Origin of the sequence: Microbacterium sp. Se5.02b (assembly GCF_019464375.1) — a bacterium.
Taxonomy (GTDB): domain Bacteria; phylum Actinomycetota; class Actinomycetes; order Actinomycetales; family Microbacteriaceae; genus Microbacterium.
The window spans coordinates 1,851,481-1,875,508 of sequence record NZ_CP080491.1 but is presented as its reverse complement, the minus strand read 5'-3'; the positions used below and the strand labels follow the sequence as shown (position 1 = coordinate 1,875,508).

At 68.0% G+C, this 24,028-nt stretch carries 17 protein-coding genes, 2 tRNA genes and 3 pseudogenes; 10 read left to right on the top strand and 12 right to left on the bottom strand.

Features of this window, described 5'->3' with window-relative positions; genetic code table 11:
- Positions 1-62: 62 nt before the first annotated feature.
- Both K1X59_RS09265 and K1X59_RS09260 read left to right on the top strand, forming a co-directional pair.
- Positions 63-1,358 carry an O-acetylhomoserine aminocarboxypropyltransferase/cysteine synthase family protein gene (locus tag K1X59_RS09265; RefSeq protein ID WP_183152580.1) on the top strand — a complete coding sequence of 432 codons (1,296 nt, stop codon included), beginning with the start codon at positions 63-65 and terminating at the stop codon, positions 1,356-1,358.
- Complete coding sequence (locus tag K1X59_RS09260) at positions 1,355-2,668, top strand: LLM class flavin-dependent oxidoreductase (protein WP_220174161.1); 1,314 nt, start codon at positions 1,355-1,357, stop codon at positions 2,666-2,668. The genes K1X59_RS09265 and K1X59_RS09260 overlap by 4 nt, the downstream gene beginning before the upstream one ends.
- Before the next feature lie 23 nt (positions 2,669-2,691).
- On the opposite strand, the gene K1X59_RS09255 is transcribed toward K1X59_RS09260, so the two are convergent.
- On the bottom strand, positions 2,692-3,696 hold the full coding sequence (locus tag K1X59_RS09255) for a TerC/Alx family metal homeostasis membrane protein (RefSeq protein ID WP_183152579.1): 1,005 nt from the start codon (positions 3,694-3,696) through the stop codon (positions 2,692-2,694).
- A 198-nt stretch (positions 3,697-3,894) separates the two neighbouring features.
- Between K1X59_RS09255 and K1X59_RS09250 the strand changes: the two genes are divergently transcribed.
- From K1X59_RS09250 to K1X59_RS09230, 5 genes are all read left to right on the top strand, one after another.
- Complete coding sequence (locus K1X59_RS09250) at positions 3,895-4,554, top strand: TIGR00645 family protein (RefSeq protein ID WP_244632557.1); 660 nt, start codon at positions 3,895-3,897, stop codon at positions 4,552-4,554.
- Between the two features lie 55 nt (positions 4,555-4,609).
- The gene (locus K1X59_RS09245) at positions 4,610-5,170 is read left to right on the top strand and encodes an RNA polymerase sigma factor (protein ID WP_183152577.1); all 561 of its coding nucleotides are present in this window, start codon (positions 4,610-4,612) and stop codon (positions 5,168-5,170) included.
- Positions 5,167-6,267 (top strand): DUF4349 domain-containing protein, encoded by a 1,101-nt coding sequence (locus tag K1X59_RS09240; protein ID WP_183152576.1) that lies wholly within the window; start codon positions 5,167-5,169, stop codon positions 6,265-6,267. Before K1X59_RS09245 ends, K1X59_RS09240 begins: the two co-directional genes overlap by 4 nt.
- Positions 6,268-6,377: 110 nt before the next feature.
- Entirely contained in the window at positions 6,378-6,926 is a 549-nt protein-coding gene (locus tag K1X59_RS09235; RefSeq protein WP_183152575.1) for a helix-turn-helix domain-containing protein, read from the top strand.
- On the top strand, positions 6,926-8,167 hold the full coding sequence (locus K1X59_RS09230) for an MFS transporter (protein ID WP_183152574.1): 1,242 nt from the start codon (positions 6,926-6,928) through the stop codon (positions 8,165-8,167). Before K1X59_RS09235 ends, K1X59_RS09230 begins: the two co-directional genes overlap by 1 nt.
- A 56-nt stretch (positions 8,168-8,223) precedes the next feature.
- Here K1X59_RS09230 and K1X59_RS09225 read toward each other — a convergent pair.
- Positions 8,224-8,296, bottom strand: a tRNA-Glu gene (locus K1X59_RS09225).
- Positions 8,297-8,445: 149 nt separating this feature from the next.
- Between K1X59_RS09225 and K1X59_RS09220 the strand changes: the two genes are divergently transcribed.
- Together K1X59_RS09220 and K1X59_RS09215 are read left to right on the top strand one after the other, a co-directional pair.
- Entirely contained in the window at positions 8,446-9,084 is a 639-nt protein-coding gene (locus K1X59_RS09220) for an MBL fold metallo-hydrolase (protein WP_183152573.1), read from the top strand.
- The gene (locus tag K1X59_RS09215) at positions 9,081-9,608 is read left to right on the top strand and encodes a GNAT family N-acetyltransferase (RefSeq protein ID WP_258567197.1); all 528 of its coding nucleotides are present in this window, start codon (positions 9,081-9,083) and stop codon (positions 9,606-9,608) included. Before K1X59_RS09220 ends, K1X59_RS09215 begins: the two co-directional genes overlap by 4 nt.
- On the opposite strand, the gene pepN is transcribed toward K1X59_RS09215, so the two are convergent.
- Together pepN and K1X59_RS09205 are read right to left on the bottom strand one after the other, a co-directional pair.
- Entirely contained in the window at positions 9,605-12,103 is a 2,499-nt protein-coding gene (gene pepN, locus K1X59_RS09210; protein ID WP_183152571.1) for an aminopeptidase N, read from the bottom strand. The two genes, K1X59_RS09215 and pepN, sit on opposite strands and share 4 nt — an antisense overlap.
- A gap of 46 nt (positions 12,104-12,149) precedes the next feature.
- Positions 12,150-13,163 carry a DNA topoisomerase IB gene (locus tag K1X59_RS09205; RefSeq protein ID WP_183152570.1) on the bottom strand — a complete coding sequence of 338 codons (1,014 nt, stop codon included), beginning with the start codon at positions 13,161-13,163 and terminating at the stop codon, positions 12,150-12,152.
- Between the two features lie 298 nt (positions 13,164-13,461).
- On the opposite strand from K1X59_RS09205, the gene K1X59_RS09200 reads away from it, so the two are divergent.
- On the top strand, positions 13,462-15,420 hold the full coding sequence (locus tag K1X59_RS09200; protein WP_183152569.1) for an exo-alpha-sialidase: 1,959 nt from the start codon (positions 13,462-13,464) through the stop codon (positions 15,418-15,420).
- Positions 15,421-15,503: 83 nt separating this feature from the next.
- Here the strand turns inward: K1X59_RS09200 and K1X59_RS09195 are convergent.
- From K1X59_RS09195 to K1X59_RS09160, 8 genes and pseudogenes are all read right to left on the bottom strand, one after another.
- A tRNA-Gln gene (locus K1X59_RS09195) sits at positions 15,504-15,575 on the bottom strand.
- 183 nt (positions 15,576-15,758) lie between these two features.
- Positions 15,759-17,086, bottom strand: a pseudogene (gene gltX, locus K1X59_RS09190) (glutamate--tRNA ligase); the annotation flags it as partial.
- A gap of 148 nt (positions 17,087-17,234) precedes the next feature.
- The gene (locus tag K1X59_RS09185; protein ID WP_220174160.1) at positions 17,235-17,999 is read right to left on the bottom strand and encodes a class I SAM-dependent methyltransferase; all 765 of its coding nucleotides are present in this window, start codon (positions 17,997-17,999) and stop codon (positions 17,235-17,237) included.
- A pseudogene (locus tag K1X59_RS09180) lies at positions 17,996-19,254 on the bottom strand (MFS transporter). The gene K1X59_RS09185 and the pseudogene K1X59_RS09180 overlap by 4 nt, the downstream one beginning before the upstream one ends.
- A complete protein-coding gene (locus tag K1X59_RS09175; protein ID WP_183152568.1) occupies positions 19,251-20,027 on the bottom strand; it encodes a fumarylacetoacetate hydrolase family protein in 777 nt (258 codons plus the stop codon). The pseudogene K1X59_RS09180 and the gene K1X59_RS09175 overlap by 4 nt, the downstream one beginning before the upstream one ends.
- Before the next feature lie 99 nt (positions 20,028-20,126).
- The gene (locus tag K1X59_RS09170) at positions 20,127-21,227 is read right to left on the bottom strand and encodes a branched-chain amino acid aminotransferase (RefSeq protein ID WP_183152567.1); all 1,101 of its coding nucleotides are present in this window, start codon (positions 21,225-21,227) and stop codon (positions 20,127-20,129) included.
- Between the two features lie 61 nt (positions 21,228-21,288).
- Entirely contained in the window at positions 21,289-22,332 is a 1,044-nt protein-coding gene (locus K1X59_RS09165; RefSeq protein ID WP_220174159.1) for a 3-isopropylmalate dehydrogenase, read from the bottom strand.
- 80 nt (positions 22,333-22,412) lie between these two features.
- A pseudogene (locus K1X59_RS09160) lies at positions 22,413-23,947 on the bottom strand (MFS transporter).
- Positions 23,948-24,028: the final 81 nt, after the last annotated feature.

Below are 24,028 nucleotides of genomic sequence, written 5' to 3'. Positions count from 1 at the left end.
CGCGGACGTGCTCCGACCCGACATGACACTCTGTTGAGCACCGAACGACCGAGAGGCACCGCATGACCGTCGACACCGCCCGCTTCGCCACCCGTGCGGTCCACGCGGCGCGCAGTCGCGAGACGGCGTCATCTCGTGCGACGCCGATCTACCTGACGGCGGGCTTCGAGTTCGACGACTTCGATCACGCCGCCGATCACTTCAGCACCGGAACCGGGTTCGGCTACACCCGCACGGGGAACCCCACCGTCCGCGCCGTGGAACGCCAGCTCGCCTCTCTCGAGTCGGGCGCCGACGCCGTGCTGGTCGCGAGCGGACAGGCCGCGGTCGCCACCGCCCTGCTCACGGTCGCGGGCGCCGGCGATCACATCGTGTCGTCCACGCACATCTACGAAGGCACGCGCGGACTCTTCCTCGACAACCTCGCCCGTCTCGACATCGAGACCAGTTTCGTCGACGACATCGCAGACCCGGAGGCTTGGCGTGCGGCGATCCGCCCGAATACCAGGGCACTGTTCGCCGAGTCCCTCGCCAACGCACGCAACGATGTGCTCGACGTTCGGGCCATCAGCGACATCGCCGACGAGTACGCCATCCCGCTGATCGTCGACAACACCCTCGCCACACCGGCGCTGCTGCGTCCGCTCGAACACGGCGCAGCGATCGTCGTCCACTCCGCGTCGAAGTTCCTCGCCGGACACGGGTCCGTGCTCGGCGGAGTGATCGTCGACGACGGACGCTTCGATGCCGACCACGCCGGCCACAACGCGCCCCACCTCGTACTGCCGGGCCGGGGCGATACCCCGAGCGTGTTCGCGCGCCACGGAGGGCGTGCACGGATCGGGTACGCCCGCGAATCGGTGGCCCCGCGATTCGGCGCCTCTCCTTCGCCGCTCAACGCCTTCCTGATCGGCCAGGGGGTCGAGACCCTCGGACTGCGTGTCGAGCGGCAGTCCCGGAACGCCCTCCGGATCGCCCGGTGGCTGGAAGAGCACGCGGCCGTCGAGAGCGTCGACTACGTCGGCCTGCCCTCGCACCCCGACCACCGGACCGGTACGCGATACCTCGACGGCGGCTACGGCTCCATCTTCACCTTCACCCTCCGCGGCGGTCTGCCTGCCGCACGGCACCTGGTCGAGAACGTCCGGGTGTTCACCCACATGACCCACATCGGGGACGTGCGCTCCCTGGTGCTGCATCCGGGGACGACCAGTCATGCCCAGCGCACGGAGGAGGAGCGCGCGGTGCTCGGCGTGCGCCCGGGGACGCTGCGACTGTCGATCGGCATCGAAGACGTCGACGACCTCATCTCCGACCTCGCCCAGGTGCTCCAGGCCGTGCGGGAGACGGTGGCATGAGCCGGCCCCAGCACTTCGGATGGTTCCTCGCGCGCGGCTTCGGACCGCAGGGCTGGGGCTATCCGTCCCTCGACTGGGACTACGACTGGACCCGCCCCGACGTGTACCAGGACGCTGCGCGCACACTCGAGCAGGCCGGTTTCGATCTCGTGATCATCGAGGACGCGCCGTCGCTGGGGTCGCCGTCCACGATCGACCTGCGCGTGCGACATGCGTTCGGCGGACCGAAGCACGATCCGCTCCTGCTCGCCCCGTACCTGTTCCAGGCGACGCAGCACCTGGGCGTCGTTCCGACGGTGAACCCGGCCGCGTACCTCCCCTACACGGCCGCTCGTCAGTTCGCGGCGCTTCAGCACCTCAGCGGACATCGCCTCGGGCTGAACGTCGTGACGGACACGGGGAGCGCCCGCCACTTCTCCGACGCACCTCAGCTCGGGCACGACGAGGCATACGACCGTGCGGAGGAATGGCTCGCCGGCATCCGCGCGCTCTGGCGCAGCTGGGACGACGGAGCCCTCATCGCCGATCGGGAGACCGACGTGTTCGCCGACGGCACCCGGTTGCGGGCCGTCGAGCACCGCGGCGAGTACTTCTCCTTCGACGGCCCGCTGAACGCGGTGCCGTTCACGGACGGCGACCCGGCGATCGTCTCCCCTGGGGGTTCGGGTCGCGGACTGGGCTTCGCGGGCGCGAACTCCGACGTCCAGCTCGCACTCGCCCCGTTGCACGAGAGGTCCGTGCGCGACTACCGCGCCAAGGTGCACGACGCGGCGATCGCGAAGGGGCGCCGCCCGGAAGACGTCAAGATCCTCTTCGCGATCCAGCCCGTCATCACCTCGTCGAGTGAGGAAGCCGACCGCATCGTCGCCGCGTCGGCGCATCCCGATGACACAGCACTCGTGCAGATCGCCCGGAAGCAGTCCAGCGACCTCGAGACCGATCTGACCCTGCTCGACCTGGACAAGCCCCTCGACCTCTCGATCTTCGGAGCGCACGTCTCGCGAGGGAGCATCCAACGCCTGGTCGGCGACCGCGACGACCAGGCTCCGCTGCGTGCCCACCTCACCGCGCTGGCACGTGCCGGCCGGATCTCCGACCGCACCGGGTTCGTCGGCACCGCGGACGAGTTCGCCGATCTGATCGAAGAGCTGGGCGAATGGGGCAACGACGGAGTGCTGCTGTGGGGCGACTTCCACCCGGTCACCCTGCACCGCACCCTCGACGAACTCGTGCCGATCCTGCGCCGCCGCGGGATCCTGCGGCGGCACTACGCAGACGGTGGTCTGCAGGCGAACCTGCGCGCGTTCTGACCCGCCCGCAGGTCCCCGCGCGACTATTCGCTGACGACGGCGTTCTTCTTCGCCCGCTTCTCACGCGACGACGCGATCAGGCTCGCGACCGTGGCGATCGTCATCGACGCCAGGATCACGCCGAGCGAGACCATGTTGCTGATGTCGGGCACCCATTCGACGTGGTGGCCGCCGTTGATGAACGGCAGCTCGTTCACGTGCAGGGCGTGCAGGATCAGCTTGATGCCGATGAAACCGAGGATGACGGCGATGCCGTAGTGCAGGTAACGCAGACGGTCGAGCAGGTCTCCGAGGAGGAAGTACAGCTGCCGCAGACCCATGAGGGCGAAGATGTTGGCCGAGAAGACCAGGAAGCCGTTCGTGGTGATCTCGAAGATCGCGGGGATCGAGTCGATCGCGAAGATCAGGTCGGTCACGCCGATCGTGATGAAGACGATGACCATGGGCGTCCACATGCGCTTGCCGTCGACCGTGGTGCGGATCTTGGATCCGTCGTACGTCTCGCTGATGTCGACCCGGCGACGCAGCAGGCGCACGATGAAGTTCTCGCGCTGCACCTCCCCCTCGTGGTCGCCGTCCGGCATCGCCTGACGGATGGCCGTGTAGATGAGGAACGCCCCGAAGATGTAGAAGATCGGCGAGAAGTTCTCGACGATCGCGACGCCCGCGAGGATGAAGAGGCCGCGCAGGATGAGCGCGATGATGATGCCGACCATGAGGACCTGCTGCTGCAGGCGCCGCGGCACCGCGAACTGGGCCATGATCAGCACGAAGACGAACAGGTTGTCGATCGAGAGACTGTATTCGAGCGCCCACCCCGTGATGAAGTCGCCCGCGTTCTGCCACCCCCCGACATTCCCCAGCAGCACCGCGAACAGCAGCGCGAGCCCCACGTAGAACACGACCCAGAGCGTGGATTCTTTCGTCGAGGGGATGTGCGGGCGAAGCCGGATCAGGAGCAGGTCGGCGATCAGGATGATCGTGAGGACGACCATCGAGGTGATCTCGAACCAGACGGGGATTTCCAAGGGCGCACTGCACCTTTCGCGGAGGGGTCGGGAATGAGTCGAAAGTCTCTCCCCCGCACTGGTGTGCGTCGCGCGCCCGGAGCAACGATGACGGTGCTCGTGATGACGTTACGCGCGTATCCGGGATACTCCCTCTCGCCCGGGCAATGCTACCGGAGCCGTGGCACCGAGCAGTAGCGCCGTGGTGAAATGGTCGGCGTGACTTCGACCCCCTCCCTCCACGACCCCGAGCACGGCATCGCACCGCTCGAGGCAGCCCCCCGCAATCCCTGGGCCCGTTCCATCGGCTCCCTCATCTTCGTCAGCCGTTGGCTGCAGGCCCCGCTCTACCTCGGCCTCATCGTCGCCCAGGTGGTCTACGTCGTCGTGTTCATGGTGGAGTTGTGGCACCTGATCGCCGAAGACGTGTTCGGCGATATCACGCACATCGACGAAGCCACGATCATGCTGACCGTGCTGGGACTGATCGACGTCGTCATGATCGCGAACCTGCTGATCATGGTGATCATCGGCGGCTACGAGACCTTCGTGTCGCGCATCGACACCGAAGGGCATCCGGATCAGCCGGAGTGGCTCTCCCACGTGAACGCCAATGTGCTCAAGGTCAAGCTCGCGATGGCGATCATCGGCATCTCCTCGATCCACCTGCTCAAGACCTTCATCGAGGTCGGCGGAATGGGCGAGGGCGGCATCAGCACGGACGGGGAGAAGTACACGCCGATCGGCGTCCTCTGGCAGGTCGTCATCCACTGCGTCTTCATCCTGTCCGCTCTCGCCCTCGCCTGGATCGACAAGATGTCGCAGAGCACGGCGAAGGCGGCGCACGAGGCCGCGCAGAGCCCGACGCACGGAATCTGAGACGATGGGGCATCGAGCGACACTTCCCGTTTGAGAGACACCGAACGGATTCAGGATGCCCGCGCAGACGAGTGATCAGAGATGGGCCGCCCAGGCTGCGGTCGGCGACGAGAGCGCCTTTCGCGAGCTGTACCGCGCGCACGTGCGGCCCGTGTACTGGATCGCACAGGGAATACTCGGGTCGGCGCCGGACGCGGAAGATGTGACGCAGGAGACGTTCGTCGTCGCCTGGCGCAAGCTCCCCGCCCTCGAGCTCCGCGGAGAGTCGATCCTGCCCTGGCTGGCGACGATCTGCCGCTTCCAGGCCGCGAATCGGCTTCGACAGCGACGCCGTGATCACGCACACACCGCCGAGGCGGTGGACGAGACGGCGCTCCCCGACACGATCAGCGTGGAGGAGCAGGTGATCACGTCCGCGCTCGCCGCACGGATCGCCGCCGAGGTGGGCACTCTGAGCGACCTGGATCGCGAGATCTTCCGCCTCTGCGCCACCGAGGGGTACGCGTACCAGGCCGCGGCGGATCGGCTCGGAGTCACGCATGCCGTCGTTCGCAACCGTCTCTCCCGAGTGCGCACGCAGCTGCGCGGCGCCGTGAACGAAGTGAGAGACGCATGAACGACCAGATCGATGACGACAGCCTGCCGGAGCTCTCGGAGGAGAAGATCGCCCGCATCGAATCAGCGGTCTTCGCGGAGATCGCCGCCGAGCGCCCCCGAATCCGACCGGAAGCGCTGCGTGCACGCACCCGTCGTCGGCGATGGTTGACCGCTGGGGGCATCGCTGCAGCCTTCGTGATCGGTGTGCTCGTGACTCCCCCGATCCTCGGCGCTGTCGGCGGCGGCGGATCCGTCACGGCCGACGGGATGAGCATGCCGGGCGGCGTCAGCATGGATTCGTCGTCCGGCGGGACGGCCGAGTCCGCTCCCGAGGTCCTCCCCGGGAGCGTGTCGGACTCGGCGATCGCCGGCAGCGTCGACGCCGATCGAGAGATCATCGCGACGGCGCAGGCGACTGTGCAGGTCAAGAGCATCCCCGACGCCGCCTCCGCGATCGGCGCACTCGCCGAAGAGCACGGCGGCTATGTCGAGAGCACCGAGATCGGGAAGTCGGTCGCCGTGGACGGCACCTCGAATCCGGCTCCGGCCGATTCCTCGTACGGCTGGATCAGCATCCGCGTGCCGTCCGCCGATCTTCCGGAGGTGGTCGCCGCGCTCCGCGACACGGGCGATGTCCTGTCCTCATCGACGTCGAAGCAAGATGTGACAGCGATCTCGATCGACCTGCAGGCACGCGTCGACTCTACTCGGGCGTCCGTCGAGCGCTTGACGGAGCTGATGGCGCAGTCGGGAAGCGTGTCGGAGCTGATCGAAGCGGAGGTCGCGCTGACTGATCGGCAAGCGCAACTCGAGTCCTATGAACAACAGCTCGAGTCGCTGCAGGATCAGGTCGCCATGTCGTCGTTGCAGGTGCAGTTGACGCGCGAAGCCACCGCGACCACCGCTGACCCCGCAGGCTTCACCGACGGTCTGCTCGCCGGCTGGAACGGTCTCGTGGCGTCGTTGAACGCGCTCGTGATCGCCCTCGGCTTCATCCTCCCGTGGCTTGCGATCGCCGCCGTGGTCGTGCTGATCGTGTGGCTGTTCCGTCGCGCGCGTCGGAACGCCGGGAATGCACGCGCCTCCGCTGAGGACACCAGCGCAGACCAGGGCTGATCCGCCCGGTGCACGAGTCGCAGGCGACGATACGCCCACGTTCTCGTTGAATTTCCGGGGTATACAAGAACCCTTGTGAGTTTGAGACACCGGGAATAGCGTCGTCTCCCGTGGAAGAAATCTCTGTGATCACGGCCGTGCACCATCCGCTGCGCCGCCGCATCTATGACTACCTCCTGCTCTACGACACATCCCAGGTGACGGCGATCGCGCGTGCGCTCGAGAGCCAGGTCGGCAGCATCAGCCATCATCTGCGGATGCTGGAGCGAGCCGGTCTGGTGGATCGTGCCGTCGACCCGTCGGGAGACAAGCGCACGAGCTGGTGGACCATCGCCCGCCGCGGTCTCACGTGGTCGACCGACGACTACGCCGATGCTCCTGCCGACGCCCTGCTCGCGAGAGAGGCACAGCGCCAGGGAATCCGGATGCAGATCGATCGACTGCAACGCTGGCACCGTCGCCGCAACGATCCGGCCTACGCGCAGTACGACGGATCCAACACCGAGACCACAGCCTGGGCGTCTCCGGACGAGCTGCGAGACCTGTCGGCGCGGATCCTCGGCACGATCCGCGAATGGCAGGAGGACATCGACCTCAGAGACGGCACGCCACGGACACCCGTCTTCGTCTTCGCGCACGCCTTCCCGACGGAGCCGTGATGTCCTCGGTCGACGCCCCGGTCGAGATGATCGCGCCGCCGCCGTTCGCCCGCGACCGGATGGTGCATGCGTGGATCGGCGTCAAGGCGCTCTCGGACGCCGGAGACTCCATCTGGACGATCGCGCTCACCTGGACCGCGATCCAGGTCGCCTCCCCTGCCGTCGCTGGCCTCATCGTCGCCGCAGGGACCGTGCCGCGTGCAGTGATCCTGCTCTTCGGGGGTGTGCTCGCGGATCGCGCTGATGCCCGCCGGGTCATGATGGTCTTCAACGTGCTCCGCGTCGGCGTGCTGATCGCGGTCACGGCGTGGGTGCTCGCGGCGCCACCCACCGTCGCACTGCTGCTGTGCGCAGCGGTCGCCTTCGGGGTGTGCGACGCGTTCTACGAGCCCTCGGCCGGGACGATCGCCAGGCAGCTCGTGCGGGCGGCGGATCTCGCCTCGTACGGTGCCGCAGCCCAGACCGCCTCCCGCCTCGGCACGATGTGCGGCGCAGCGATCGGCGGGGTCATCGTCGCCCACGCGGGCCTGGCAGGAAGCGCCTCGGCGAACGCGCTCACCTTCACCGTCGTCGTCGCCTTCATCGCCATCTGGCTCCGCCCGAGATTCCGGCTCGCGCGCGCCGAGAAGGAGTCCGCGCTGCGGGGCATCGGTCGGGGATTCGCGCACCTCGCCGCCAATCCGACGACCCGGACACTCGTGATCGCACTGTCGGGCCTGAACCTCGCCGTCGGGCCCGCTGTCGGGATCGGACTCGCGCTGAGGGCGCACGCCGAGGGGTGGGGCGCGCAAGCGGTCGGTCTGTTCGAAGCGCTGCTCGGACTCGGCGCAGCGATCGGTGCCGTCTCGGTCGCGAGGTGGCGGCCCCTGCATGAGGCGCGCGCCGGCTTCTGGGCGCTGGTCGTTCAGGGCGCAGGCATCGTGGCGTCGGGTTTCGGACCCGCGTGGACGGTCGCTGCGGCGGCATTCGCGATCGGGGCGACCGCAGGCTACGCATCCGTGCTGCTGAGCGCGACGTTCTCCGCCACCGTCGACACCGCCTACCTGGGACGGATGGGTTCACTCACCCGCCTCGGCGACGACTGTCTGATGCCGCTGGCCATGGCCGGCTTCGGCGCGCTCGCGTCGGTCACTGCGCTCTGGGTGCCGTTCGCCCTGTTCGGCGGGGCGATGATGGCGCTCATGATCCTGCCGTTGCGCAACACGACCTTCCGGAGCATGTCGCTGCGGTCCGGGAGCTGACCGGTACCGGAAACAGAGAAAGCCTCCGGGGAACCGGAGGCTTTCTCAATGTCGTGTGACCCCAGCGGGATTCGAACCCGCGTTACCGCCGTGAGAGGGCAGCGTACTAGGCCGCTATACGATGGGGCCGTCTGGCGAGACGTTTCCGTCGCGCGACAACCGTTCAAGTATGCCATGGCGATTCTGGCTGCGCCAAATCGACGCCGCCCAGACCAGGATCCCGGGCGTGGCGCACCGTTCTGTTTGCCGTGCGGCAGCGGAAGGAGTTGACTCTTCCCATGCGCGTCACCAAGTTCGAACATGCCGCCCTCCGCCTCGACTCCAACGGGAAGACCCTCGTCATCGATCCTGGCTCGTTCACGGCCCCCCTGATCGATCTGGACGACCTGGCGGGGATCGTGATCACCCACGAACACCCCGATCACTGGACGTCGGACCACTTCGATCGCCTCTTGCGTGCCGCGCCAGGCACGCCGATCTTCGCACCATCGGGAGTGGCGCGCGCCGCGGACGGGTACGACATCACGGTGGTGTCGCCCGGCGAGACCCTCGAGGTCGGCGGATTCACCCTGAGGTTCTTCGGCGGGACGCACGAGGTCATCCACTCCTCGCTCCCGGTCGTCGAGAACGTCGGCGTGCTCGTGAACGACGAGCTCTACTACCCCGGCGACTCCTATGCGGTCCCAGAGGGTGTCGATGTCGGGACTCTCGCGGCGCCCCTCGGTGCCCCGTGGCTGAAGATCGGCGAGGCGATGGACTATGTCCTCGCCGTTGCACCACGCCGCGCTTTCGGCACCCATGACATGACGCTGTCGGTGATCGGGAAGAACATGCATCGCCAACGCCTCCAGTGGGCGACCGAACAGGGTGGCGGCGAGTTCTTCGTGCTCGAACCCGGCGAATCCCTCGACCTGTGAACGCACCTCGTCGCCTCCTCCCCGGACCGACCGCACGGCTCGTCTTCCGGGAGATGACGGAGAACGATCTGGACGCGATGGCCGACATGCTCGGCGATCCCGAGGTCATGGCGTTCTTTCCCGCACCGAAGACCCGCGACGAGAGCGCGGAGTGGATCGCCCGCATGCAGCAGCGCTATCGGGAGCACGGGCACGGGCTCTGGATCATCGAGACGCACGACGGCGACTTCGTCGGCGACTGCGGACTGACCTGGCAGTCGGTCAACGACGAGCCCGTGCTCGAAGTGGGGTACCACGTCCGCCGGGCGATGCAGCGTCAGGGCTACGCCACCGAGGCGGCCCGCGCCTGCGTCGAACTCGTCACACGAGAATTCGCGCCGACTCTGCTGACCGCGATCATCCACCCGGCCAACGACGCCTCGCGCAGGGTCGCCGAGAACCTCGGCATGACGCACATCGACGACGACCGGGCGCACCCGTGGATCATCCGCACAGTGATGGGGATGCAGGTGACCGCCCGCTAGACCGCTTCGGGGCTCTCCCCCGCTGTGCGCACGCGGATGTCGCGCGCCAGGTGGTCGCGCTGCTCGATCACGAGTCGCCGAAGCGCTGCCGGGGCCGCGGGGTTCGCTGCGAGCCACTCGTCTACCGGCTGCAGCGTGTCGCTCGCCGGGAAGAACCCCAGGACGAGCCTCTTCGCGATCTCGATGCTGCGTCGACTCCAGACGTCCCCGATGCGGTCGAAGTACTCCGCGTCGAAGTCCGCGATCAGGTCGCGGCGCCCACCCGCTCGGAAACCGGCGATCTCGGCGTCCAGGTGGTCGTTGCTCAGGGTGAGGTCGTCCCACGCCGCGTTCCAGGCATCGCGTCGCACGGTGGCGTCAGGGCGCGCGGCCCGCGCTCGTCGTGCCGCGGTGCGCCCGGTACCCGTGTCATCACGCTCCTGCTCTGCCGCGACGTCCGCGAGGTCGGCATGCCCGGTGATCACGAGCGCCGTGAGGAGCTGCCATCGCAGATCGGGATCGACGACGAGGCCCTCGGGCACATCGCCGTCCAGCAGCGCGCGCACGCCCTCGTGGTGCACATCGTCGAAGGCCGAGGCCGTCGCGAGCGCCCTGGCCCAGGAGAGCTGCGCATCGCTGCCCGCTTCCGCAGCCCAGAGGGAACGCCATGTCGTGTCCGTCCACGTGTGCTGCTCCTCCTGCCGGCGCGTGGAGACGAGGAAGTGACGGATCGCGTACGCCGCGTTCGCGAGCACTCCCGTCAAGAGTCCGATGTTCGACTCCGCGCTCGCATGTGCGCGCACGATGGCGAGATAGCGTGCGGGGTCGAACTCGGCGTCGCGCGTCGCGTTCCACAGCGACGACCACACCAGGGCTCTCGCCAGGGGGTCCTCGATCGACGAGAGAGAGTCCTCCACGGTGCGCAGCGACGTGTCGTCCAGTCGTGCCTTCGCATACGTGAGGTCGTCATCGTTGAGGAGCACGAGGTCGCCCTCGGGGATCGTCACCTCGGTCCGTTCGCCGATCACGTCCAGCTCCTGCTGCTCGGTGCGCACGATGCGCCCGTCGACCCGCACGTAGGTTCCGATGCGCAGCCGGTGCGGACGCGGATCGGTCTGCACTAAGAAGCTCCGTCCGTCGTCTTCGGTCTCGATCCACAGGGTGGACACACCTGTCGTCTGCAGCCACGCCGCCGACCAGTCGCTCATGTCCCTACCGGACACGGCGCTCAACTGCACCAGGAAATCGGAGAGCGTCGTGTTCCCGAACGCGTTGGCGGCGAAGTACCGACGTGCGCCTTCGAAGAACGCGTCGTCACCGACGAACGCGACGAGCTGCTTCAGCACGGCGGCGCCCTTGGCGTACGTGATGCCGTCGAAGTTGAGTTTCGCGGCCTCGAGGTCGGTGATGTCCGCGACGATCGGATGCGTCGTGGGCAGTTGGTCCTGCTGGTAGGCCCACGCCTTCCGACTCGCGGCGAACTTCACCCAGGCATCGTCGTATCGCGTCGCGACGGCCGATGCGTGCGCACCCATGTAATCGGCAAACGACTCCTTGAGCCACAGGTCGTCCCACCACGTCATCGTCACGAGATCGCCGAACCACATGTGAGCCATCTCGTGCAGGATCGTGTTGGCACGCGCTGCGCGCTGCGCGTCGGTCGCCGCGCCCCGCGAGAGGTACGACTCGGTGAAGGTCACCAGGCCAGGGTTCTCCATCGCGCCGAGGTTGTACTCGGGCACGAAGAGCTGATCGTACTTGCCCCACGGGTAGGGGTAGGCGAAGGCGTCGGTGAAGAAGTCGAGCCCTTGCCGCGTGACCTCGAGGATCTCGTCGGCCTCCAGGTGCGGGGCGAGCGACCGCCGCACGAACACGCCGAGGGCGATCGACTGCTCGTCACGGCTCCAGGCGCCTTCCACCCGCGTGTAGGGCCCCGCGGCGACCGCCGTGATGTAGCTCGAGATCGGCGATGTCGGCGCGAACTCGACGCGTTGCACCCCCACGCCGAGGTCGGTGTGGGCAGGAGACTGATTGGAGAGCACTTCCCACCCGGACGGCGCATCGACCACGAAGGTGTATTCGGCCTTCATGTCGGGCTGCTCGAAGCACGCCATGACCCGCCGGGAGTCGGCGGGTTCGTACTGCGTGTACAGGTAGGTGTGGTCGTCGACGGGATCGTGGAAGCGGTGCATCCCCTCGCCCGAGCGGCTGTACGCCCCGACGGCCTCGATGCGCACGACGTTCGTCGCCTCGAGGCCTGCCACCGTGATCCGCGCTCCGTCGTGGACGACCTCCTGGTCGACGCCGTTCACCGTGACACGGAGCACGTCTTCGCCGATGAAGTCGAGCCACGTCGTGTCGGTGGTGGCGTCGAACTCGAGCGTGGTCGCGGTCGGGAATCCCGTGCGAGCCCGTTCCGGCGCTCCCGTCAGATCGAGCTCTACGCGGACGCGGTGCAGGGTGACGGCTGCGGATCGCGCTGCGGTCTCCTCGCGGGTGAGGTTGGCGGTGTCCATGCTTCCATCCTGGCATCCTGGCATGCGGCCGACCGCCTGTGCGGTCTCATCGCCGTCGTCTGGATGTCCCTCGACGGCTCACCTTGCGGGATGTCTCCGGCCCGCCGAGCAGCCGACGGATCGCCGTCTCCGGCGTCACGTCGAGGTCGAGAGTGCGACCACGGACGTACTGGCGGAAGACCCGGGGGTCGATGTAGCTGTTGCGGGCGACCGCCGTCGTGTTGCCGAGTGCTGTCGCAGCCGCCTGGACGGCGAGCCGCTCTGCCCGCGCCCGCTGTCCGCGCCGATCCAGCGGCCCGATCCGGGCGAGGGCGTCCGCCGCGATGATCGTGCCGTGCAGGGTGCGGAAGTCCTTGGCGGAGAAGGTCGCGCCCAGCACATCCTTCAGATAGGTGTTCACTTCGGCGGGGGTGATCTTCACGCGCCGGCGCCCCTTCCGATATGCCAGCAGGAAGGCGTTCGAGGCGCCGACCGCGAAGTCCGTGAGGGCGTCGGCCAGGGACTCGTCAGTGATCTCGATCGACGCGGTCCGGCCGCTCTTGGCGGGGAAGGACATAGCCACGTCACGGCCGTCCACCCGCACGTCGCCGCGCCGGAGCGTCGTCAGCCCTCGGCTGCCGTGCCGCGCGAGGTAACGCTCCGAACCGATCCGGAGCGCCGCATCGTCGAGCAGACGGAAGGCGATCGCCAGCGCGCGCTCCCTGGACTGCCCCTCCTCGCGCAGCGCCCTCGTCACCTGGGCTCTGGCGCTCGGGAGTGCCGCGGCGAGATCGAGAGCGCGCACGAACTTCCGCCGGTCACGCGAGACCCGCCACAACGGGTGATACAGATACTGCTTGCGCCCTGCGCCGTCGATGCCCACGGCTTGGATGTGCGCGAGGGGGTCCGCGGCGATCCATACGTCGTGCCACGCCGGCGGGATGACCAGATCTTTGATCCTCTCCCGGTCTGCTTCCGGCGCGGACTCACCGACGGGGTCGACGTAGCGGAAGCCGGATCCGGAACGCACACGCCGGAATCCGGGGTCCTCCCCCGGAACCACCCGAACCAGTCTCGCCATCGTCCAGCCTCCTTCATCTGCGTGAGATCGACGATGCCGATACTCGGAGGCCCGCGAAAGGGAGTGGCGTGCAGGTACCCTCGCGTGCTATCCCGCACACAGCAGGCGGAGACTCCTCGGCTCGGCCGGTATCGGACGGCGCAGGTCGGGGCGACCGGTGAAATGTCTCGATGTCTGCGCCCCTTGACATCGCGAAGGAGTCATGGTGTCCTCTATTCATTCAATAGAACTGCTAGTTTCACTAGTCGAAACGTCTAGGTGGACGAGTGTTCGACGACCACCCCGTGAGGAGCCCGCAATGAAGCAGTCCCGCCGCACGACGCTCACCCTGGCCACCGTCCTCGCCCTCGGTGCGGGACTCCTCGTGTCCGCGGGTCCGGCGACCGCCGCCTCCGACCCGGGTCTGGTGGTGAGCGACGCCTGGAACGTGACCTCACCGTCGACGTTTCCAGAACTCGGCGGCGGAGTCCTCCCCGCCTATCGACCCGCGATCACCCAAGCTCCGAACGGCGACGTTCTCGTCGGATTCAACACCACGACAGATGCCCAGCCAGGCGGACAGCTCCGTTTGATCCGGTCGACAGATGAAGGCGCGACCTGGAGCGCATCCGAGGTCCTTGCCGAACCGACGCTCTTTCCGGGCGGGAGCATCCATCTGCAGCGCGGCATGACCACCCTGGACGACGGCACGATCCTGCTCCCCTACAACGACTCCGTCAACAACGTGACCTACACCGACCGTGAGGCAGCGCTCTTCGTCGCCCGGTCATCCGACAACGGCGTGACCTGGGACGGCACCGACGATCCGATCACCCTGCCCGTCCCCTTCCGCGAACTGTGGGGAGGCGGAGGGCGGATCCTCGAGTTGCAGGACGGCACACTCGTGCAGAGCGTCTGGGGCATCCGCGAACTCACACCCGACTGGGCGACGGATCCCGACCGATACGAGGCGGGTGTGTTGATCTCCCACGACGGCGGCGAGACCTGGCCCGACTACCGTCAGGTGCTCAAGGATCCGCATTCACCGCCTTACGACGCATGGGGGTCGCTGTTTCCTGGCGGAGCGAACGAGAGCACGATCGAGCTGCTCCCCGACGGCACACTGCAAGCCTTCGTGAGGTTCGAGACAGCGGTGGGCGGAGCCGTGGGCCGCTTCTACATGTCTCGGTCTGTCGACGGGGGGCAGTCCTGGAGTCGCGCGGTGACGAGCACCATGGTGGGGTCGACGCTCTCTGCGACAAGCTCTCCGTGCACAGCGCACCTCGACGGCAGCGCGTCGAAACTCGTCCTCGGCTACCGCGGCCCCGGGAGCATCGCCACCGTGAGCGTCTCTTTCGATGAGGGGACGACATTCGCGTCGCCTGTCCGGCTCAAGGATCCCAACACCGGCGGCACGACGTCGCAGTCCGCCGAACCCGACTATCTTCACCTCGCGGACGGACGCATCCTCACGGTGTTCCAGCTTCAGACCGGGACTGCGCCGTTCCGCCTCGTCGCGAACATCCTCGAGGACACGGACGACCCGAACGAGTGCCGAGCTCAGGCGACCGCAGCCGCGGCTGCCGCGACGTCGAATCCCACGATCGTCGTTCAACGGGAAGACCGCGACGACTGGTTCCTGCCCATGTCGAACGTGCGTGCAGCGCACCCGGCGACCAGGACGGTGGCCCAGGTGATCGCGGCACACGCCCAGCAGCTCGTGTGCCTCCCGACGGACTCGCTCGTCCTGAAGGACGCGAGCGGAAACGTGCTCCCGCCGGCGTCGACACTTGCCCAGGCCGGAGTCCAGCACGGGGACACGCTCACCCTGTCGGGGACGGCCGGCGGAACGAACGGCTTCGAGTTCGGATACACCGAACTCGACATCGCTCCGACCGACCGCCACATCGCGAACTGGGACGACGCGTGCGCGCCTGCCCGCATGGCCTTCGACTACCGGAACCGCAGCCTGGGCCTGAAGCTGCTTCCGCCGGTGGGCGAGGTGACCACGGCGATCGAACTCAGAGACGAGGATGCGTCGAGCAGGCTGGACGCGTCGAGCTACACCCTCCTGACCAGCACAGATAACGTGACCTACACTCCGGTCACCGGGTGGACGCTCGTGTCACGACTGGAGTCCGGTCGACTCATCCATCGCTTCGAGGGACTCGCGGTGAGCGCTCCTTATCTCAAGATCGCGCAGAAATTCTCGGACAGCAGCTTCAGTTTCGTCCTCGCCAACCCTCGCAACGACGTGAGCGTCGAGTTCGCGCCCTAGGCGACGGCCGCCGAACCCGCCGACCATCCACAGAGCGCGGGAAAAACAAAGAAACCCCCGCCTGAGCGGGGGTTTTCTTTATGCTGGGGTACCTGGACTCGAACCAAGAATAACGGAACCAGAAACCGTCGTGTTGCCAATTACACCATACCCCAAGGGCGAAACCAGGGCCTCGCACCGAGAATCAAGCCTACCCGAGCGGCGGCGGATCACCAAAACCGCCGGCGTGCGCCGCCGCCCGGGCGCGTCGCGCCTCAGTCCGCGAGGAACGCGGAAAGAGCACGTAGGCGACGCAGCGATTCGTCCTTACCGAGCAGCTCCATCGACTCGAACAGCGGCGGCGAGACCCGACGCCCGGTGATCGCGACACGCGGCGGACCGTAGGCGACCCGCGGCTTCAGCTCGAGCTTCTCGACCAGCTCGGCAGCCAGCGCCTCCTGGATCTTGTCGGGGTGAACTCCGCCAGCGGCTCGAGCGCGCGGACGCAGGCGTCCAGCACCTCGGCGCCATTCGCCGGCAGACCCTTCAGCGCATCCTCGGCGTATGAGACCTCGTCGGCGAACAGGAAGCCGACCATCCCCGGCACCTCGCCGAGGAGCTGCACGCGCTCCTGCACGAGGGGCGCGACACGGAAGGCCATCACGAGCTGCTCGTGCGTGGGCTCATCGAAGAGCCCCGCCGCCGCGAGGTACGGGATGGTGCGCTCGGCGAAGTCCTTCTCCCCCAGCATCCGGATGTGGTCGCCGTTGATCGACTCGGCCTTCTTCTGGTCGAAGCGCGCCGGGTTCGGGTTCACATTCACGATGTCGAACGCGGCGGTGAACTCCTCGAGCGAGAACACGTCACGGTCGGGGCCGATCGACCAGCCGAGCAGGGCGAGATAGTTCAGGAGACCCTCGGGGATGAAGCCGCGATCGCGGTGCAGGAACAGGTCGGCCTGCGGGTCGCGCTTGGAGAGCTTCTTGTTGCCGATCTCACCGAGCACCAGCGGCATGTGCGCGAAACGCGGGACGAACGTCGTGACACCCGCCTCGATGAGCGCCGCGTACAGCGAGAGCTGACGAGCGGTCGACGGCATCAGATCTTCGCCGCGGAGCACATGTGTGATGCCCATGAGCGCATCGTCGACCGGGTTCACGAAGGTGTACAACGGCACACCGTTCGGGCGCACCACCACGAAGTCGGGGAACGAGCCGGCCGGGAAGGTGACCTCGCCCCGGATGAGGTCGACGTATGTGAGGTCTTCGTCCGGCACGCGCAGGCGGAGCGCGGGCTGACGGCCCTCGGCACGGAAGGCCGCCTTCTGCTCGTCGGTGAGGTCGCGGTCGAAGTTGTCGTAGCCGAGCTGCTTGGCGCGACCCGCAGCCTCGTTGCGGGCGTCGATCTCCTCGGCGGTCGAGTAGCTCTCATACAGCGCGCCGGTGGCGATGAGCTTGTCGATCACGCCGCGGTAGATGTCATGACGCTCCGACTGGCGGTACGGCGCGTGGGGCCCGCCGACCTCGACGCCCTCGTCCCAGTCGATCTTGAGCCAGGTGAGCGCGTCGATCAGCTGGCGGAAGCTCTCTTCGCTGTCGCGGGCGGCATCGGTGTCTTCGATGCGGAACACCATCTTCCCGCCGTTGTGGCGGGCATAGGCCCAGTTGTAGAGGGCCGTGCGGACCATGCCGACATGCGGCAGCCCGGTCGGCGAAGGACAGAAGCGGACGCGGACATCGGCACCAACGGCAGTCGTGGTGAGGGGGTGAGGGGTAGCCATAGCCCTTCGATTCTACGGGGACGGCCGCGCCGCGCCCTGCGAAGAGCGGCGGTCTTCAGAGAGCAGCACTCACGGCGACGGCAGCGCGATGTTCGAGCAGCAGCACCCCGCCCACGCTGCGTTCATCGACCACGGCCTCGAACGCGGCACGGAAGCGCTGACGTCCCCTTTCATCGAGTCCGGCATACAGAGCACCGGCGCCGGCCACACCTCCTTCGACGGAGCGCCAGAGGGCCTCCGGCCGAGCGGGCCAGACCCACTCGACCTCGCTCACGGCGAGACGCTGCAGACCGGCTTGTCGCAGCATCCTCTCGAACCCGTCCGCCGTCCGCTCGAAGTCCTCGTCGGCAGGGAGCCGCTCACCCGCGAAAGGCGGGATGCCTGACCGTTGCGTGATCTCGGCCCAGAGCCACGAGGGCGACAGCGTCCAGGTCGTCGCGACGACCGCTCCGCGACTGACGCGCCGTAGTTCCGCGGCAGACGAGCGAGGAGACGCGACGTGGTTCAGCACGAAGTTGGCGGCGGCGACATCGAACGATGCGTCCGCGAACGGGAGCTCCGGCAGCCCTCCGGCGACCACCCCGATCTCGGGATGCCGCCGATGCGAGGCCGCGCGCATGCTCGGCTCCGGTTCGCACGCTGTCACGCTCCACCCTTCGCTCGCCCAGGCAGCGGCGAGAGTCCCGTCCCCCGCACCGACATCGACCAGGCTTCGCCCTCGTGCGTCGCCCAGAGCGTCGCGTAGCGCGGGAAGGGTCCCGGCGCACAGCGCGGCGTACGACGCGGAGTAGGCCTCGCCGACACCGACCCAGTCCTTCATCGCGTTCCGGAGCGCGCCAGCGGAGACAGCACCACGATCGCGATCACCAGGATGAACGCCGCGACACCGAGCCCCGAGTACTGGAAGTTCGACAGCACCACGCCGGCCAGGACCGATCCCGCCGCAGCGGACAGGCTCATCAGGGAGTCGCTGCGCCCCTGCCTGCGCGTGCGCAACTCGGGTGCCGATGCCTCGGTGAGCAGCGCGGCACCGGCCACCGTCGCCGCGCTCCACCCGAGGCCGAGCAGGATGAGGGCGACCATGACGCCCCACGCCTCCGTGCCGGTGAAGACCGCGAAGGCGAGCGCGCCGGCGAGCAGCACCTGTCCGAGCAGGACGACCTTGAGCCGACCCCAGCGGTCCGCGAGCACTCCGAACAGGGGCGACAGCGCATACATGCCGCCGACGTGGAGCGCGATCGTGATCCCCACCAGAGCGGAGACATCGGCCGGGGTCGCCGCCATCCCGTCAGAACCGTGCGCCATGTGCGACAGGTGAACGGGCGTCATCGCCATGACCGACGCCATCACCACGTGAGAGCCGGCGATGGCGAAGATCGCGTAACGCGCGACCCGCGGGCGGTCGACGACCGGGGTTCCCACGGCAGCGGCGGTGGCCTTCGCCAGCCGCTGCGCCGCCAGAAGCGGGTCCGGACGCAGCGCGACGATGTAGAGCACGAGCGCTGCGCACTGGGCGACGAACGAGAACAGATACGAGCCGGTCTGCGGCGGCATCCCGACGGCCTGTCCGACGACCTCGCCCGGCCCGAGCAGCAGCGGTCCCGCGACGCCTCCGATGGTGGTCGACCACACGACGATCGAGAGATCGCGCCCGCGATGCTGCGGGGCGGCGAGATCCGTGGCCGCGAACCGTGACTGGAGGTTGCCGGCGTTGCCCGCTCCGATCATCAGGATGCCGGCGAGGAGGAGGGGGAGACCCGCAGCGAAGCCGCGAGGATGACGACGGCGATGCCGACCAGCGCGAAGAGGTTGCCCAGCGTGAGAGCACGACGACGTCCGACGCGCGCAGCGAGTCGAGCGAGCGGGATGGCGCAGGCTGCGGCCCCGAGCGTGACGGAAGCCGTCGCCAGGCCTGAGAGCGCCTCGTTCCCCGAGATGTCGGCCGCCAGAAGCGCACCGAGTGAGACCGTGGCTCCGAACGCGATGCCGCCCAGCACCTGCCCCAGCGAAAGCACCAGGACCGTGCGCCGCTGGACCGCTGTCTGCTGCGCGGCGGTCAGGGCGACGTCGGTCATGACACGGGTGCGGCGTCGCGCGCGGTGTTGCGCAGGATCCCCAGTCCGGAGATCTCGACCTCGATGATGTCGCCCGCCTCGAACGTGCCGACACCTGCCGGGGTGCCCGTCATGATGACGTCGCCGGGCAGCAGCGTGAACACCGCGGAGGCATACTCGATGATCGACGCCACCGAGTGGATCATGTCGGTCAGCGGTGCATGCTGGCGCACCTCGCCGTTGACCCGCGTCTCGATGGTCGCCGTCGACGGATCGAAGTCGGTCTCGATCACGGGCCCGAGCGGGCAGAAGGTATCGAAACCCTTCGCTCGCGACCACTGACCGTCCTTGCGCTGCAGGTCGCGTGCGGTGACGTCGTTCCCGATCGTGTACCCCAGCACGTAGTCGAGCGCGTTCTCCGCCTTCACGTTCTTCGCGATCTTCCCGATCACGACCACGAGCTCGCCCTCGTACTCGGTGCGCTCGGAGAGGATCGGGCGCACGATCGTGTCGCCGGGGCCGATCACGGCGGTGTTCGGCTTGAGGAACAGCAGGGGTTCCTCCGGAGCCACTCCCCCCATCTCGGCCGCGTGATCGTGATAATTCTTGCCGACACACACCACTTTGGAGCGAGGGATCACCGGCGCGAGAAGTGCGGCGTCCGCGAGGGGCACCCGTGCACCGGTGGTCTCGTATCCCGCGAACATCGGATCACCGGCGAGCACCACGAGCTCCCGCTCGTCGATGATCCCGTACATGATGGCTTCGTCGTGGCTGAACCGGGCGATCTTCATGGAATCCAGCCTAGCGAGCGCAGAAGACCCCGAGCAGAGGGTCCTGCTCGGGGTCTCCTGCGGAAGACGGTCTCGACGTGACGCCGAGAAGCGGAATGCTCAGGCGTCGAGGCGCAGGAGCCAGCCGTGCTTGTCCTCGCGGCGGCCGTACTGGATGTCGGTGAGTTCCTCGCGCAGCGACAGGGCGAGCTCGCCCAGCGGCTGCGGCTCGTCGAAGCCCTCGCCGACGAGTGCGCCGATCGGGGTCACGACCGCGGCCGTGCCGCACGCGAACACCTCGACGATGTCGCCCGAGGCGACGCCCTCACGCCACTCGTCGATCGAGATCGGGCGCTTCTCGACCGTGTAGCCGCGGTCCTCGGCGAGCTGCAGCAGCGAGTCGCGTGTGATCCCTTCGAGGATGCTGTCGGACTCCGGCGTCACGACACGGCCGTCCTTGAAGACGAACACGACGTTCATGCCGCCGAGCTCCTCGACGTCGCGGTTCTCGTTGAGGAAGACGACCTGGTCGCAGCCCTTGGCACTGGCCTCGGCCTGCGGCAGGAGGCTGGAGGCGTAGTTGCCGCCCGTCTTCGCCTTGCCGGTGCCGCCGCGGCCCGCACGGGCGTAGTCCTCGGAGAGCCAGATCCGGACCGGCTTCACACCGCCGGTGAAGTACGCGCCGGCGGGGCTCGCGATCACGTAGTACGCGACCTTCTGCGCCGCCCGCACGCCGAGGAAGGCCTCCTTGGCGAACATGAACGGCCGCAGGTACAGGCTCTGGTCAGCACCGGACGGGACCCAGCGGCCGTCGACCGCGATGAGTTCACGCAGCGACTGGATGAAGTACTCGGTGGGAAGCTCCGGCAGAGCGAGGCGTCGCGCGCTCGCCTGCAGGCGTGCGGCGTTGCGGTCGGGCCGGAACGTGTGGATCGAGCCGTCGGCATGACGGTAGGCCTTGATGCCCTCGAAGATCTCCTGAGCGTAATGCAGGACGGATGCCGCGGGGTCGAGCGGGATCGGCCCATAGGGCTGCACGCGCGGACGGTGCCACCCGCCGTTGGCGGACCAGCAGATGTCGACCATGTGGTCGGTGAACACCACACCGAAGCCCGGGTTCTCCAGCACCTCGGCGATGCGGGCCGGGGAAGCCGCATTGAGGTTCTTCGTCACGGCGAACTCCAGGGGAGCCACGCTCGTCTCGGCGTCGATCGTCGTCATATCGTCATCCATTCCTCGTGGGTGGGCGCATCCTCGCGCCCTGTCAGCCTACGCCCGCCGTTCAGAGACGGGCAGTGATCGCGGAACCGATCTCCGCAGTGGTGCGGGCACCCCTGCGGGCGGCGATGTCCGCCTCGACCGCGGCGCTCACACGCGCCGACTCGGCAGGAAGGCCGAGGTGGTCGAGCAGCAGCGCGATCGAGAGGATCGCGGCGGTCGGGTCGGCCTTCTGCTGGCCCGCGATGTCCGGCGCCGAGCCGTGCACGGGCTCGAACATCGACGGGAAGACGCCATCGGGGTTGATGTTCCCTGAGGCGGCGAGGCCGATGCCGCCCGTGACGGCGCCGGCGAGATCGGTGAGGATGTCACCGAAGAGATTGTCGGTCACGATCACGTCGAAACGCGCGGGATCGGTGACCAGGAAGATCGTGGCTGCGTCGACATGCAGGTAGTCGACGGCGACGTCGGGGTGCTCGGCGGCCACTTCGTTCACGATGCGCTGCCAGATCGCGCCGGCGTGCACGAGCACGTTGGTCTTGTGCACGAGCGTGAGCTTCTTGCGACGGCGCTCGGCGAGGTCGAAGGCGTAGCGCACGACGCGCTCGACACCGAAGGCGGTGTTCACCGAGGTCTCGTTCGCGACCTCGTGCGGCGTCCCCGTGCGGATCGCACCGCCGTTGCCGACGTACGGCCCCTCTGTCCCCTCGCGGACCACCACGAAGTCGATCGCGCCCGGTTCGGCGAGCGGGCCAGGAGCACCGACGAAGAGCTTCGACGGGCGGAGGTTCACGTAGTGATCGAGGGTGAAACGGAGCTTCAGCAGCAGCCCGCGCTCGATGTTCGCGTCCTTCAGACGCGGGTCTCCCGGGGTGCCGCCGACCGCGCCGAGGAGGATCGCGTCGTGCGCCGAGATCGCCGCGAGGTCATCGTCCGTGAGGGTGTCTCCCGTGTCGAGGAAACGCGCTGCTCCGAGGGAGAACCGGGTCTTGTCGAAGACCACCTGGCTGTCGGCCGTGACCGCGTCGAGCACCTTCTCCGCCTCGGCGACGACCTCGGGACCGATGCCGTCTCCGGGGATGACGGCCAGCTTCACGACACGCGACATGACACTCCTTGCGCACTGCACGGGATGGACCGGCCCTGACCCGCCGTGAGGCGAGCGGACCGGTCCTTCCAGCGTACTGGTCAGTGCGAGGGTGCCTTGCGCAGTGTGACGGCCGCGATCACGGCGGCGACGACCACGAGGCCGGCGCCGATCAGGGACGTCACCATCACCCCCGAGCCGAACGCCGCGGCCGCGGCATCCCACAGCGCCGTCCCGAGCTGGCCCGGGAGCGCCTCAGCGGCGGTGTACGCACCGGCCAGGGTCTCCCCGCCGCATGCGCGACGTCCGCAGGAAGGCCCTCCGGGAGCACGAGCGCCCCGCGGTAGAACGCCGTGATGATGCCGCCCAGCACCGCTGTACCCAGCACAGCACCGAGCTCATAGGCGGTCTCCGAGACGGCGCTCGCTGCGCCCGCCTTGGCGGCGGGGGCGCTCGACAGGATCAGTTCGTTGGAGATGGTCTCCGCCGCACCGATGCCGATGCCCAACACCACGAACGCCACGACGAGTGGGAGCACGCCGTGCTCATGGGTCGTGAACGCCACGATGAGGTACCCGGCCACGGAGAACGCGAGCGCAACGGGGATCACGATGTGCGGCGGGATCCGTCGCGACACCGGGACGACCGAGAGTCCTGCGACGATCATCGCGAGCATTCCCGGCACCAGTGCGAGGCCCGCCGTCATGGGCGACAGACCCAGCACGAGCTGCAGATGCTGCGACACGAAGTAGAGGAAGCCGACCAGGGCGACGACGCTGAGCAGGTTCACCAGGATCGCCCCGGAGAACGAACCGCGGCGGAACAGCGCCATGTCGAGCATGGGCGTGTCGGCGCGCAGTTGACGACGCACGAACAGGTACCCCATCGCGAAGCCGAGCAGCGCCCACGCACCGGCCGTGAGGCTCGGCCCGTCGACGGCGAGCGACTTGATCGCGTAGACCACCGGGATCATCGTCGCCATCGACAGCACGATGCTGACCAGGTCGATACGGCCCGGGTTCGGGTCGCGGCTCTCCGGAACGAGGAGCGGCGCTGCCACGAGCAGCGGGATGAGCACGGGGACGGCGATGAGGAAGACGGAGCCCCACGCGAAATGCTCGAGAAGGAACCCGCCCACGATCGGTCCGAGCGCGGAACCGGCCGAGAATGCCGACGCCCACACGGCGATCGCCATGCGTCGCTGGTCCCGGTTCTGGAAGATCGAACGCAGCAACGAGAGGGTCGAGGGCATCAGCATGGCGCCGAAGAACCCCAGAAGCGCACGGGCGGCGATGAGCAGCCCGGCCGTGGGAGCGAACGCGGCGAGAGCAGACACCGCCGCGAAGCCCGTCGCGCCGATCAACAGGAGCTTGCGCCTGCCGAAGCGGTCCCCCAGGGTCCCCATGGTCACGAGGAGCCCGGCGAGCACCAGGGGATACACGTCGATGATCCACAGCTGCTCGGCTCCACTGGGAGCGAGTGCGATGGAGATCTCGGGGAGCGCGAAGCTCAGCACCGTGTTGTCCACCGATACCAGCAGCACCGGCAGCATGAGGACGATGAGCGCCGCCCAGCCGCGCGCCCCGACGCGGGGAGCATCCGTCTCTGTCGTCGGAATCGACGCAGTACGGGTCATGGAACACCTCTCAGGATCGTGATGGCACGGTTAGTGAACCGTCCGGATGGTATAGTAACAGAGTTCCCGTCACTCCCCCTG